This window comes from Clostridium sp. OM05-9, assembly GCF_003481465.1.
GTDB lineage: Bacteria > Bacillota > Clostridia > Lachnospirales > Lachnospiraceae > Coprococcus > Coprococcus ammoniilyticus.
In genome coordinates, this window is the sequence record NZ_QULF01000007.1 from 1 (window position 1) to 14,553 (window position 14,553).

Sequence of the window (14,553 nt, forward strand, 5' to 3'; positions counted from 1 at the left end):
ATAACTCTTTATTATCCATCACCCCACCTCCAAAATTCCCCTTGCCAAAATCCAGATTTGCGTTATCATAGTAAAAACAAAAGATAGCAAATTCGTTTTGAAAGGAAGTTGAAGATATATGACAAAGACAGGATTGGTTTTAGAAGGCGGTGGCATGCGTGGCATCTATACTGCCGGCGTACTGGATGTATTTTTAGATCATAATATTACTGTGGATGGCGTGATCGGCGTATCGGCGGGAGCTATTCATGGAGCATCTTTCGTATCCAAGCAGCGTGGAAGAAATATTGCATATAGCTTGGAATACCGAAACAATAAGGAATATATGAGTTTGAAGTCATTGCTGAAAACGGGAAATTTATTTGGCGTTGATTTTTGTTATGATCGACTGCCGAATGAATTATACAAATTCGACTATGATGCATTCGAGGAGAATCCAACGAGATTTTATGTATGTTGTACGAATGTAGAGACCGGACAGCCGGAGTATCTGGAATGTACGGATCTTCGAAAGGATATGGACAAGCTACGTGCATCAGCATCACTTCCGATCGTGTCACAGATCGTAGAAGTAGATGGCAAGAAGTTATTGGATGGCGGAACGGCAGACAGCATTCCAATCTTCCAGTTCCGGAGAATGGGATATCGAAAAGATATCGTAGTTTTGACCAGACCGGAAGGCTATGTCAAGGAAGAAGACAGCATGTTGAAGCTGGAAGCAATCCGGTATAAGGAATATCCGGAGTATGTGAAACGAATAGCCATGAGGCATTTGTATTATAATAAGACATTGGAGAAGCTGGCTGAACTGGAACAGAAGGGCGAGGTTCTTATTATCCGTCCGAGTGTACAGATCGACATATCAAGAACGGAAAAGGATGATAAGAAGATTCAGGCAATGTACGATCTGGGCGTGTATGATGCACAGAATAAGATCGAGGAAGTTGTTGAATTTCTGAAATAATGCATCATATCCGGATAATATAAAAGATTGTTATGATTTTGGTATCAAAGTTTGGATAGATACAGAAAGATTTATTTGTCAGTTTCTTACTATGGCTATAAGGCAGGATGTCTGCATATGAAAAATGATAATGTTCAATGTAAAACGGACAATACGAAGGATAAGGCACAGGAGAATCATGTGAAAATGACACAGACTCCTGTGCCTTCTCTTATTTTGCGATTATCCTGTTCAACCATTGTCAGTATGCTTGCCGGAACGACATACAATATCGTGGATATGTATTTTGTTTCAGATCTTGGAAACAGTGCAGTGGCGGCAGTTGGCATTTTATTTTCAGTGCTTGCGATGATACAGGCGGTAGGGTATACATTTGGCATGGGTGCAGGCAGCAGAATATCCCGATTTTTAGGTGAACAAAAGGAACAGGAGGCAGGCAGAGATGCACTGGTTGCGGTCTTAATGTCGCTGATTGCCGGACTTATACTGATGGGAGCAGGATTTCTGTGGCAGAAACCGTTGGTTGAGTTCCTGGGATCGACGGATACGATCGCGACATTTGCATTAGATTATGGATTCTGGATCCTGCTTACAGCGCCGGTTATGTGTGTGTCGTATGTACTCAACAATGTTCTGCGGGCGGAAGGAATGCCCGTCTGGGCGTTAGTTGGAATTGGAAGCGGTGCTGTCTTAAATGCGGTCTTAGATCCAATTCTGGTGTCAGGTTTGGAGCTTGGAATCCGAGGAGCAGGAATTGCCACATTTTGTGGACAGAGCGTAAGTCTCATTATTATGCTGATCGTGATGCTGAGTGGGAAAAGTGTGATCAGGTTTAATAAAAATACAGACATAATGGATCATTTGTCCCAAAATGCAGATGCCAAATATAAACCAACAGGAATGCGAGTTAAAATTGAGCAGATAAAGAGAGAGGATAGACGGGGTTTAGCGGTGTTTAAGCAGACAGCCATCGATATTACGAGAACCGGAATCCCATCCTTTTTCCGTCAGGGGCTGGTCTGTGTGGCGACCATCCTGTTGAATCGGGCGGCGAGAGCATATGGGGATGACGTGATAGCTGCGATATCAGTATCAAATAAAGTATTTGCCATATTATTTGCAGTCATGGTCGGATATGGGCAGGGCTTTGCACCGGTGGCCGGTTATAATTATGGAGCAAAGAAGAATGATAGAGTAAGAAAAGCGATCATATTTACGATTCTGAGTCAGGTCATTGCATCGGCTGTTACAGGTATTCTTGTGTGGATATTTGCATCTCCGATCATCTCGTTATTTGGTGAAAATGCAGCACTTGATCTGGGTGTGCTCTCTCTTCGGATGCACGCGGTATCATTGCCATTTATGGCAGTCTGTCTGGTCAGCGGTATGTTATTTCAGGCAATAGGGGAGATCGGAAAAGCCATTCTTATATCCTCCACCAGACAGGGAATCTTTTTCCTGCCATTGATCTGGCTTCTTCCAATGTGTTTTCAGGAAACAGGCGTGGCTCTTACACAGGGAATCTCCGATGTACTGTCAGGGGTATTTTCATTGCCCTTTATACTTGTGGCGATTCATATGTGTAAAAAAACAGGTAGAAAATAGCTACATTTTTTAACAGGGCATTTACAGGAAATCTCCACCAAGAAAAAGATAGACATTTTTGGATGTGAATGGTATGCTTTAAGGTAAGATTGTGACGGTGGAAGCCATGTTCGACAGGCGGCTTTCATCCGGAAGACAGCTGTAGGAAGGTTGTGACACATGGAGTATATATTTGTGGATTTTGAGATGAATCAGATCGATAATTCTCATCCCGATGAATTAAAAATTTGCAAAAATGAAATAATTGAAATAGGAGCTGTTAAGCTGGACGATACATATAAGGAGATTGATTCATTCAAGACTTATGTAAAGCCGGGAATTACGCCTGTGACATCCAGAATAACAAATCTTACCGGGATCACAAATGAGATGGTAGACGATGCACCGGATTTTGCGATTGCGATGGATCGGTTCATTGCATGGGGCTTAAGCGCGGATGTGATCTATGCATGGAGTGAGAATGATCTGCGGCAGTTTAACCGGGAACGCAAGTTAAAATCCTACAATAACCCGGATGCACAGAAGCTTGCATCCAAATGGAAGGATTTCCAGAAGGAATTTGCACGTATGCTTGGAACCAGAAGAAGACTGGCACTGTCAGATGCGGTATTCTATCTGGGAGAAGATTTTCAGGGAAAAGAGCATGATGCATTGTGGGATGCCAGAAATACAGCAGAAGTATTCGTTCTTTCAAAGAACAGGGAGAAGTTTGAGAAGATCATGGCTCCGATTATGAATGCTTATAAACCAAAAGAGAATATGACCTATTCCATAGGAGATGTATTTGGAAACATCAATCTGCCGGAATAAATGGTCTTGGCATGATTGAGCAGACACGTTCTATGTGCCTGCTCAAAAAAATGTAAAAAGAAAGCAGAGGAAATTGAATTTGGAACTGAATAATTCGAATATGAAAAAGCTTATAAAACTGATCATTATAACTGTATTAGTCGTATTTTGCGTATTTCGTTTTGATAAAATCTATGCCTGCGGTACATGGATCATCGGGTTGCTTATGCCGTTCGTGATTGGATTTGCGATTGCGTTCATTCTGAATGTGCCGATGAAGGGATTTGAAAATCTGTTATTCCGAAATGAAAAAAGCAGATGGTATCGGTTCCGGAGACCGGTCTGTATGGTGCTTTCCCTTATCTGCGTCGTTCTGGTGATTGCTTTTGTGATCACGATGCTGATACCGGAGGTCAGCCGGACAATTACAGCGATCGGACAGCAGTTTCCGTCTACGATGGAGGCAATTAAGAATTGGGCGGTGAATCTGGCAGCGGGATATCCGGATATCGTTGACCGGATCATGGAGATTGATATTGCATGGGATAAGGTGAGTGAGAGCGCGATCAATCTGATAAAGAATGGAAGCGGAAGCCTGTTGTCATCAACATTTAATTTTGCAACCTCCGTTGTCAGCGGTATAGTCGATTTTGTGGTTGGATTATTTTTCGCAATCTATATTCTGGCACAGAAGGAGAACTTGAAGCGTCAGACAAAGGGTCTGATATATGCGTTATTTAAAGAGAAAACAGCAGATAAGATCATCAAGACCTGCGTTATGGCAGATGAGACATTTGCAAATTTCATAACCGGACAGTGTCTGGAGGCATGTATTCTGGGCTTGATGTTCTTTGTATCCATGAGCGTCCTTAGTATTCCATATGCACTGACAGTCAGTGTTACGATTGTGGTAACGGCATTGATTCCGGTCTTTGGTGCATTTATTGGATGTGGTGTTGGTGCATTTCTCATTCTGGTTGACGATCCGAAAAAGGTACTGGTATTTTTGATCCTGTTTATCATACTGCAGCAGGTCGAGGGAAATCTGATCTATCCGCATGTGGTAGGCGGTTCCGTCGGACTTCCATCTATATGGGTGTTGGTTGCAGTTATCATTGGCGGAGATCTGATGGGAATTCTCGGTATGTTGATATTTGTACCGTTATCCTCTGTCTTATATGCACTGGTGAAGGAATTCGTACTTATGAGATTGCGGGAAAAGGGAGTCGCCTGGGAAAAGTATGGAGAACCTTACGCTTCGTCGGATGATGGCTGGAGGGAGAAACCCCGGAAGCGGAAGCAGAGACGACAGTCCAGACGCATGAAAGAGAAAAGAAGCAAGGAAAATGCCTGAGAGAAACGAGCTGGATAAAACAGGGCAAATGCCTGTTTATATAGACAAATGAAGAAAGAAGGATAATTTAAGATGTACAGAGATATAGCGAAATTGGTATTATATAGAAATCTGGGTGAGAACAGTATTCTGATGAAGCTGTCCGGGATATTTGAGGATTTTGACCGCGGAGACTGTTCGAATGCGGAGCTGGTTGCAAGGATCTACGACCAGATCAAGCGGTTGCTGGATCTTGCTACCGATTATGGATTTGACACAAATCTGTGGCACAATTATCTGGCATTTATTCTTATCACAAATGAGAATTCATTCTCTATGACGAGTGAAAAAGTGGGTGCCAATGACGGAACCGTTAATTATTTTGCAAAAAATGATTTCAAGATCTTCAAGAAGCTGTTTGATTTTGATTTCTCTGAGATCGAGGAAGCGTTGGATATTGACTGCTTCACGATCGTGAATAATTATAAAGCCATCGGCAAGAAAGAACGTATGTATAATAAGAATGTCAGCACAAAGGTACAGGATATCAGCCGTGCGATCGAAGGGGCAAAGGATGAAAATGATATCTTCAAGATCGTGACGGATTTCTATAAGGCATATGGTGTTGGAATGTTCGGACTGAACAAGGCATTCCGTATCGTTCATCCGACAAATGGAGATATGCAGTTTGTTCCGATCAATAACACAGAGGATGTTCGTCTGGATGATCTGATCGGATATGAGATCCAGAAACAGAAGATCGTGGAGAATACAGAAGCCTTTGTTGCAGGACGTAAGGCAAATAATGCGCTGTTATTTGGTGACAGCGGAACCGGAAAGTCAACAACGATCAAGGCGATCATAAATGAATATTACGATCAGGGACTTCGTATGATCGAGATCTATAAGCATCAGTTTCAGGATCTGTCTCAGGTTATTTCCCAGATCAAAAACCGTAACTATCGATTCATCATTTACATGGATGATCTGTCCTTTGAGGAGTTTGAGACAGAATACAAATATCTGAAGGCAGTCATCGAAGGTGGCCTGGAGATCAAGCCGGATAATGTTCTGATCTATGCGACCTCGAACCGTCGTCATCTGATCCGTGAAACATGGACAGATCGTACCGATCTTGAGAATAACAATGGTATGCACAAGAGCGATACGATGCAGGAGAAGCTGTCACTGGTCAATCGTTTTGGTGTTACGATCAATTACAGCAAGCCATCACAGAAGGAATATTTCCAGATCGTTGTAGGTCTGGCAGAGAAGAACGGCATCCATATGACAGAGGAAGAACTGTGTGCGGAAGCAAACAAATGGGAGTTGTCGCATGGTGGAATCTCCGGCCGTACAGCCCAGCAGTTTATCAACTATCTGGCAGGAAAACAGGAGTAATGCAGTATGACAAAAAAAGAAAAGCAGCAGGTCACTGAGATCTGTCGGATCTTGAATGAGACATACGGAACAGATTACAAGTGTTATCTGAATCATGAAAATGCATGGCAGCTTCTGATCGCAACGATGCTGTCGGCACAATGTACAGATGCCAGAGTAAACATCGTAACAAAAGATCTGTTCGTGAAATATCCGACCTTGCAGGCATTTGCCGATGCAGATATCAAGGAACTGGAAAAGGATATTTACTCGACCGGATTTTATAAGAATAAAGCGAAGAATATAATTGGCTGTGCAAAGAAGCTCATCAGTGAATATGGCGGAGAAGTGCCGAGTGATATCGAGAGCCTGACGAAATTAGACGGTGTTGGAAGAAAAACCGCAAATGTGATCCGTGGCAATATCTACCACGAGCCAAGTATCGTCGTTGATACACATGTAAAACGTATTTCCAGGCTTCTTGGGCTGACAGATAGTGATGATCCGGTGAAGATCGAGCATGAGCTTATGGAAAAGCTTCCAAAGGAACAGTGGATCTTATATAATATTCAGATCATTACACTTGGAAGAACGATCTGTATCGCCAGACGACCAAAATGTGCCGAATGCGCGCTGAACCGTGTGTGCCCATCGGCAAATGTAACGGAATAAGCAGTTGGCAGAATCTGGCACAAATGCTAAATTGCTATAAAATAATGCTATTATATCTGGACAAAGTGAAAATTCAGCGTTAATCTATACATGATGTCGCTGCATAAGACGGAAAAAGGTCTGATGTGGGGCGGATAATATCAGAAAATTATAAGTTTAAAATATAAAGGAGAAATGGGAAATGATCAATTTAAGCAGTTCAAAGGGTAAAAAGGTAGCATCTGCAATTATAGTTGGAATCCTGGTAGCAGCTATGGTAATCGGTATGCTTGCATATGCATTCTAAAAGGTATCAGGGATGAATAAAGAAAAGTTTCGATTTATACAGCAGAAGCGGTCAATCTTAAGATCGTTGAATAAACAGGAACATTCTGACGTAACACAAGCCGGCATAGGAGATGACTATAGCCGGCTTGTGTTGTTGGATAGTGAGCTTGCAGTAACGGAAGGACTCTGCCTTGCAAATGCACTGGGTACGGTGACTTCGGATGTTATCAAACAATATAATAAATTACGGCTTGGCGGGTATCAGCCATTTGCACTTACAGATACGGTTATGATGCCGGAAAATGATGAGAAGCGTATGAAAAAAATTCTGCGGGAGCTTTCTGATCTTGCGAAGGAGCTTCACATGGATGTTGTGTATGGAGATACCGCGATCAGCGGGATATTCAAGGAGCCTGCGGTAACTGTAACGATGTATGGACGAAAGATATCGCAGGGCGAGAAAAATGCAAAGATCAAGCCGGATATGGATATCGTTATGTGCGGACAGACCGGCATCCTCGGAACCCTGCTTCGGGTAAGGGAAAGAAAAGAAGAGCTTCTGACCAGATATTCTGCGGAATATCTTCGCACAGCAGAGCAATTTGACCGGTTATTACTTGTGAAGGATCAGGGAGATATTGCGATGGCATGTGGCAGTATATATGCACGCCACATCTCAACAGAAGGAGTATATGGCGCATTATGGGAACTGGCAGAGGCTGGAAATGTCGGGCTTCGGATCAGCCATGACCATATACCGATCATGCAGGAAACCATTGAGATCTGTGAATTTACCGGGGATGATCCATACCGGATCGATGGATGTGGAGCAGCGTTATTTGTCACAGCAGATGGTGGAATGTTAAGTAATCGTCTGTATGAAGCCGGATTTGAGGCTGCTGTGATCGGCAGAACAACAACCGGACATGACCGCGTGATCATCCATGACGGAGAGGAAAGCTTTTTGACACCATAAGAGCGAAGGGAGAAAAACATGTTAAATATCGTACTTCATGAGCCGGAGATGCCGGCAAATACAGGAAATATAGGACGTACCTGTGTGGCAGCAGGTGCAAGACTTCATTTGATCGAGCCTCTGGGCTTTCAGATCAACGAGAAGCAGTTAAAGCGTGCGGGTTTGGATTATTGGGACAAATTAGATGTAACGATCTATGATGATTTCAATGATTTCCTTGAAAAGAATCCAGGCGCAAAGATCTATATGGCAACGACCAAATCCAAACAGAAATATACAGATGTAAACTATGAGGAAGATGCCTACATCATGTTCGGAAAAGAGAGTGCAGGAATCCCGGAGGAGATTCTGTTAGACTATAAGGAAACAGCAGTCAGGATTCCAATGTTCCCGGAGATACGTTCCCTGAATCTGGCAAATTCTGTAGCGATCGTGTTATATGAGGCACTCAGGCAGCAGGGCTTCCCGGAGCTTGAGGCGAAGGGGCAGCTTCACCATTACGAGTGGTAAAAAGGAGTATTTATGAGTACATACATGGTAGATGGAAAGAAAATGATGAATATCTGTATCCTTGAGATTCTTCGGAAATACACGGATTCCGAACATACAATGGATCAGAAGGATATCATAAAGAAACTGGAAACCGAATATGGAATGAAGGTTGACCGCAAATCCGTCAAGAGCAATCTCATGAATCTGGTGGATTTTGGTTATAATCTGGAATGTACGGAGATTGAACGTGAAAATAAAAACGGAGAGACCGAGATCCTGACAAAGGACTGGTATTACAATCATGAATTTGATGATGCTGAGCTTAGAATGTTGATCGACAGTATTTTATTTTCAAAGACGATACCGAGAAATCAGGCACAGGAGCTGATCGAGAAGATCAAGGGGCTTTCGAATGTGTATTTCAGTGCGAAGGTACAGCATGTGTGCAATCTGCCGGGGTTATCACATACCGATAACCGTCAAACCATGTTAAATGTTGAGATGATCGATGATGCGATCAGTGAGGGCAAGAAGGTTGCATTTCTCTATAACACCTATGGTATCGATAAACAGCTTCATCCAAGAAAGGATACGAAGTATATCGTAAATCCATATCAGATGGTTGCAAATGAGGGCAAATATTATCTGATCTGCAATTATGATAAATATGACAATCTGTCGAATTACCGGATCGACCGTATGACGGAGATTGAGATATTAGATGAAAAGGTCAAGGATAAAAGTCTGGTAAAAGGGATGGAGCATGGACTGAATCTGCCACAGCATATGGCGGAACATCTCTACATGTTCAGTGATCCCGCAGCTACGATTGTATTAAAGGTTCAGAAAGGGAATATGGGTGATATTGTAGACTGGTTTGATAAGAACTTTGAAGTGTTGTCACCAAAATTTGTTCAGAACAATTATCCAGATAACTTTAATCCTGAGACAGATGCCAATAAGGCGTTTATCCGTGTGACCTGCAGCCAGAATGCCATGTTTCACTGGGCGATGCAGTACGGAACCAGCGTAGAGGTCATAGAGCCTGCAGATCTCCGCGAGCGTATCCGTGATGCTGTAAATGAGATGGCAGAACGATATAAATAATGCCTCCTATTAATGGAGACATTTTGAGTAAGACATAAAATAAAGCCCCACCCGCTCTTGCCTCTATGATGGATAGGAGTTGAAACATCAGTGGAACTTTCGTTATGAGGTTTGCACTAGCTGTCAGCATCAAGCCCTTGTTTGAGCCTTATAAGGCGAGTTTGGGCGACTGCTGACAAATCAGCGTGCGAACCGAATAGAAAGTGTAGCGAGTTTCAACTCCTATCCATCATAGAGGCAAGAGCGGGTGGGGCTTTTGTTAGTTCTTCTTAATACGGAACTTTCCGTTGGAGATATATTGTGTATCTTCTTCCTTCTTCACATGCACGGCTTTGATCGGAACCTGCATTTCCTTCTGCATAGGGAGAGAGAAAATGAATTCACTTCCTTCGCCGACCTTACTGTTGAGGGTGATATTCTCACCATGCGCCTTGATGATCTCTTTTGTGATGGCAAGTCCGAGACCGGTTCCGGTCTTATCCTTTCCGCGGCTTGGATCCGTTTTATAGAAACGGTCAAATACTTTCTTGATCGATTCCGGTGGAATTCCGACACCTTCATCCTTGACACTGACAAAGATTTTATCGGATTTTTCTGTGACCTGAACTGTAATCTGTCTGCCTTCCGGGGTGAATTTGATCGCATTGTCAACCAGATTGTAGATAACCTGCTGGATTCTTGTACGATCTGCGTAGACAATGGTATTGTCGGTATGGAAGATTGCATGCAGATAAATGCCTTTGTCCTGACAACGACCTTCAAAGGTGTTGATCGTAGGAAGGATAATGCTCTTGATATCAAAATTCGACTTATCAAGCTGAAGGTCAAAGGAGTCGAAGTTGTTTAGTTCCAGAAGTCCCTGTGTCAGCTTGGTCAGACGTTTTGTCTCATTTAATACGATCTGTAGATATTTCTCATGCTTATCCGGTGGAATTGTTCCATCGATCATGGCTTCAATATATCCTTTGATCGAGGTCAGAGGAGAACGGAAGTCGTGGGATATATTGGAAATGAAAGACTTTCGGTATTCATTGGAACGACTCAGCTCGTCTGCCATTTCCTCCATATATCGTGCAAGTTCACCAAATTCGTTATCGGTATGCACATCAATTCGCGCATTGAAATTTCCGGCGGCATACTGCTTGGAGGTTGCAATGATTTCACGGATTGGTTTTAATGTACTGTTCGTGATCAGCATTAAGGCGATCAGAGACAACACCACAATGACCAGAAATGGCATATAGGTGGATGCAAATGTTTTCTGCGCAATATCCTTGATAAACTGCAGTGACAAGTGAATGGACAGCAGTCCTGCATAGGATTTATCCTGATAAACAGGGGTACTGAGGCTTAAGGTTTTGGCTGAAAAGCAGCCGTTCAGCGTACCGGTTTTTACTGTCTGGGAATATATATCCGTCCGGTCATAAAAATCAGTGATCATCATATCTTTTGCAGCAGGACTTTCACTGTTTGAACAGTATATGATCTCGCCATTTGCAGTAGAAAGCCAGATCTCTGCGTTCATATCAGCAGCATGTTCATCCAGCTTCTGATAAAACGTATCCTTATCGATCAGGCCGTTCATATAATCCGTTACGGTGGTGCTGATGATAAGCTTGGATTCTGTTTTCAGATTTTGTTCTGTGTTGCTTAGCAGCTTTGACTGTGTCATATTGACGGTATACAGAGCAAGTACACTGAAGATTACAATGACCAGCAGGACAAAGCCGACAACAATCTTATCAAAAATCGTTTTTTTCATGGTCATTTAACCTCAAATTTGTAACCGATTCCCCATACTGTAAAAATGGACCAGTTATATTTATCGGTCAGTTTTTCGCGCAGACGTTTGATGTGTACATCAACGGTACGGGTGTCACCGACATATTCGTAGCCCCATAATTTGTCCAGAAGCTGTTCTCTGGTAAATACCTGATTTGGACGGCTTGCAAGGAAATACAGCAGTTCCAGTTCTTTTGGCGGCATTTCCAGATTTTTGCCCTCTAATGTAACGGTATAATTTGAAATATTAACGACCAGATTATCATACTCGACATAGGTGCCGATATGATCGGCATTTGTCGGATTATAGTTCTGGAAATTATCCGTCCGTGAGTTGCAGCGGCGAAGCAATGCACCGACACGGGCAACCAGTTCGTTGGAATCAAAGGGTTTTACGATGTAATCATCGGCACCGATCTTAAGTCCGAGCACCTTGTCAAATACCTCACCTTTTGCGGATAACATGATGATCGGTACATTGGACTGCTTTCTGATTTCCGTACATACCTGATAGCCGTCCATGCCCGGAAGCATGACATCTAATAGGATGAGATTTGGCATAAATTCGACAAATGCCTCCAAGGCAGAAGCTCCGTCTGCGGCAATCTGTGTTTCATAACATTCTTTATTCAGATAAAGGGAGATCAGTTCGGCGATGTTTTCGTCATCGTCAACGATCAATATTTTTTCTTTGTCCATATAGTTCTCCTTGTTGTTGTGTATTTTATAACTCTACAATCGTAACGCCGGCTTCGCCCTCCCCGTACTCACCCAGACGGAAGGATTTGACGTATGACTGCTTGCGCAGATAGTCATGGATGCCTTTCCGGAGTGCTCCGGTGCCTTTTCCATGGATGATCCTTACCTTGTGCAGGTGCGCCATCATGGCATCATCGAGATAACGGTCAACCAAAGAGGTAGCTTCGGCTACAGTCATGCCGAGTACATTGATCTCCGGCTGGATGTTTAGAGCCTTGCTCATTCCACGTTTATTATTGATCGATACCTGAGCGTTGTTCTGCTTTGGTGTCTCGATGATCACAAGATCAGAAGCAGGAAGCAGAGAGCTTAAGATGCCCATCTGAACCTTGATATTTCCCTTCGAATCAGCAGGAGCAGTAACCGTTCCTGTTGTATCCATGCTGATAACATGCACGGTGTCTCCGGCCTTGAAATCCTTTGCCGTATGATGGGAGGTCATGGATTTGCGTTTTTCCGGCGTCATCTTCCGGTAATCGTCCATCTTGGTACGGAGCTTTTTTCGCTCATTCTCCATAGTGCTCGCATCTGCTTTATGAGGATTTGTTGTCCATTTATTATATTTTTTAATGGCTGAATCCGCCATTTCCTTTGCTTCTTCCAGAATATCCGCCGCTTCTTCTCTTGCATCTGCAAGAATCTGAGCCTTCTTGGCAGAGAGTTCGTCATCCTTTGCTTTTGCCCGTTCCTGAAGCTGTCTGGCTTCTTCCTTAAACTGCGCAATCTCCGCTTTGTCCCGTTCAATCTCTTTTCGGCTGTTTTCCAGGTCGGATAGCAGTGTTTCGAAATCAACCTTGTTGCTGTCGATATTTGTCTTTGCCCGTTCGATGATATCGTCGGATAAGCCTAATTTCTTAGATATTGCAAATGCATTTGATTTGCCGGGAATACCGATGATGAGCCGGTAGGTCGGCATCAATGTCGCTACATCGAATTCACAGCTTGCATTCTGAACGCCCGGAGTCGACATGGCAAATAATTTCAGTTCACTGTAGTGCGTGGTAGCCATGCAGCGGATGCCCTGATCGTTTAAGCTGCTTAAGATCGCGATCGCAAGTGCTGCACCCTCGACCGGATCGGTTCCACCGCCAAGCTCATCGAAAAGGCACAGCGTGTTTGGTGTCACATGGTTCATGATATATACGACATTGCTCATATGGGAGGAGAAGGTCGAGAGACTCTGCTCGATGCTCTGTTCATCTCCGATATCGGCAAATACATCATCAAATACATTCAGTCTGGAACCATCCAGTGCCGGAATATGAAGTCCGGACTGTCCCATCAGAGTAAACAGACCCAGTGTTTTTAAGGATACGGTCTTACCACCGGTATTTGGACCGGTAATAATCAGCAGGTTGTAGTCCTCACCCAGTTTGATGTCGACCGGAACAACGGTATGTTTGTCTAAAAGTGGATGGCGTCCCTGCTTGATATCCACGATGCCGTCCGTATTAAAGATCGGTTCGGTTCCCTTATAGGATCTTGCAAAATTCGCTCTAGCAAATATAAAGTCCAGATCGGTCAACGTCTCAAAGTCAAATTTTATATTTTCGTATTCAGATGCTGCCTGCGCTGACAGGCTTTCCAGAATCTTTTCGATTTCTGCCAGCTCCTGATTATCCAGCTCTTTTAACTGGTTGTTCAGATTAACTACCGCCAGAGGTTCGATAAATACAGTATTTCCACTGGAAGACTGGTCATGGATCATGCCCGGAAAGCTGTTCTTATATTCCTGCTTGACCGGGATACAGTATCTTCCGTTACGCATCGTGATCAGATTATCCTGAAACATCGTCTGCTTGCTCTGGTCAGTTACAAGTTTGTTCAACTGGTTATGTAACTTTTCATTTGTCAGTTTTTTGTTCCGTCTGACTGCCTTCAGACCGGACGAGGCATCGTCTGCGATCTCGGATTCTGACAGGATACAGCGGTGGATCTCCTGACTTAAATGTTCCAGCGGAACAAGCTCCATGAAGCGGGAGTAGAGGCTGTCATGTGCCTTTTCCTCGTTGTCATCGCCGCTGCCATATTGTCTGGCGGATAATGCCATATCAAGGACACTTCCGATATCTAACAGTTCCTTGATGCCAAGTGCTCCTTGTACCTCCAGTCGCTTGATCGAAGCGCCGATATCCCGGAGACCGGCAAATGACAGATTGCCCTGTGTATTCAGCCGGATCAGAGCATCTCTTGTTTCCTGCTGTAAGGTCTGGATCAGAGCCGGATCCTTGCGGGGCTTCAGGCGTTCACATTTTCGTTTTGCCATCGGGGATGCCGCGTAGGAGGTCAGCATTTCTACAATTTTATTATATTCTAAAAGTCTTAAAGTCCTTAAATTCATATCGTTTTCTCCATCTTAAATGCACAAATACGCATACACAATCCATTATAAACAGTTTGCCTGTGGCTGTCCAGTGTGGGTTGGCG

Annotated in this window: 12 protein-coding genes; 9 read left to right on the plus strand and 3 right to left on the minus strand. The window is 43.5% G+C overall.

The features are described 5' to 3' along the window. The first annotated feature begins 118 nt into the window (after nt 1–118). The 9 genes from DXB77_RS13395 (at nt 119) to DXB77_RS11905 (ending at nt 9,585) form a co-directional block, all read left to right on the plus strand. Nucleotides 119–964: a patatin family protein gene (locus tag DXB77_RS13395; RefSeq protein WP_118663426.1), complete on the plus strand. Its 846-nt coding sequence runs from the start codon at nt 119–121 to the stop codon at nt 962–964. Between the two features lie 117 nt (nt 965–1,081). Beyond that, nucleotides 1,082–2,569 carry an MATE family efflux transporter gene (locus DXB77_RS11870; RefSeq protein ID WP_118663428.1) on the plus strand — a complete coding sequence of 496 codons (1,488 nt, stop codon included), beginning with the start codon at nt 1,082–1,084 and terminating at the stop codon, nt 2,567–2,569. A gap of 159 nt (nt 2,570–2,728) precedes the next feature. Then, the gene (locus DXB77_RS11875; RefSeq protein WP_117784669.1) at nt 2,729–3,379 is read left to right on the plus strand and encodes a 3'-5' exonuclease; all 651 of its coding nucleotides are present in this window, start codon (nt 2,729–2,731) and stop codon (nt 3,377–3,379) included. Between the two features lie 79 nt (nt 3,380–3,458). Continuing rightward, the gene (locus tag DXB77_RS11880) at nt 3,459–4,712 is read left to right on the plus strand and encodes an AI-2E family transporter (protein WP_242996157.1); all 1,254 of its coding nucleotides are present in this window, start codon (nt 3,459–3,461) and stop codon (nt 4,710–4,712) included. Between the two features lie 72 nt (nt 4,713–4,784). After that, the gene (locus DXB77_RS11885; protein ID WP_118663430.1) at nt 4,785–6,092 is read left to right on the plus strand and encodes an ATP-binding protein; all 1,308 of its coding nucleotides are present in this window, start codon (nt 4,785–4,787) and stop codon (nt 6,090–6,092) included. Between the two features lie 6 nt (nt 6,093–6,098). After that, entirely contained in the window at nt 6,099–6,743 is a 645-nt protein-coding gene (gene nth, locus DXB77_RS11890; RefSeq protein WP_118663432.1) for an endonuclease III, read from the plus strand. A gap of 298 nt (nt 6,744–7,041) precedes the next feature. Further along, nucleotides 7,042–7,986, plus strand: a complete 945-nt coding sequence (locus DXB77_RS11895) for an AIR synthase family protein (RefSeq protein WP_118663434.1) — start codon at nt 7,042–7,044, stop codon at nt 7,984–7,986. A gap of 18 nt (nt 7,987–8,004) precedes the next feature. Further along, nucleotides 8,005–8,496 carry a tRNA (uridine(34)/cytosine(34)/5-carboxymethylaminomethyluridine(34)-2'-O)-methyltransferase TrmL gene (gene trmL / locus DXB77_RS11900; RefSeq protein WP_021944002.1) on the plus strand — a complete coding sequence of 164 codons (492 nt, stop codon included), beginning with the start codon at nt 8,005–8,007 and terminating at the stop codon, nt 8,494–8,496. A gap of 12 nt (nt 8,497–8,508) precedes the next feature. Further along, on the plus strand, nt 8,509–9,585 hold the full coding sequence (locus tag DXB77_RS11905) for a WYL domain-containing protein (protein WP_242996158.1): 1,077 nt from the start codon (nt 8,509–8,511) through the stop codon (nt 9,583–9,585). Nucleotides 9,586–9,844: 259 nt separating this feature from the next. Here DXB77_RS11905 and DXB77_RS11910 read toward each other — a convergent pair whose 3' ends face one another. From DXB77_RS11910 to DXB77_RS11920, 3 genes are read right to left on the minus strand one after another with little or no spacing between them, the layout of a single operon-like run. Beyond that, nucleotides 9,845–11,347: a HAMP domain-containing sensor histidine kinase gene (locus DXB77_RS11910; RefSeq protein WP_117822514.1), complete on the minus strand. Its 1,503-nt coding sequence runs from the start codon at nt 11,345–11,347 to the stop codon at nt 9,845–9,847. 2 nt (nt 11,348–11,349) lie between these two features. Next, nucleotides 11,350–12,066: a response regulator transcription factor gene (locus DXB77_RS11915; RefSeq protein ID WP_117808537.1), complete on the minus strand. Its 717-nt coding sequence runs from the start codon at nt 12,064–12,066 to the stop codon at nt 11,350–11,352. Nucleotides 12,067–12,091: 25 nt separating this feature from the next. Continuing rightward, nucleotides 12,092–14,467 carry an endonuclease MutS2 gene (locus DXB77_RS11920; RefSeq protein ID WP_117822515.1) on the minus strand — a complete coding sequence of 792 codons (2,376 nt, stop codon included), beginning with the start codon at nt 14,465–14,467 and terminating at the stop codon, nt 12,092–12,094. Between the last annotated feature and the right edge of the window lie 86 nt (nt 14,468–14,553).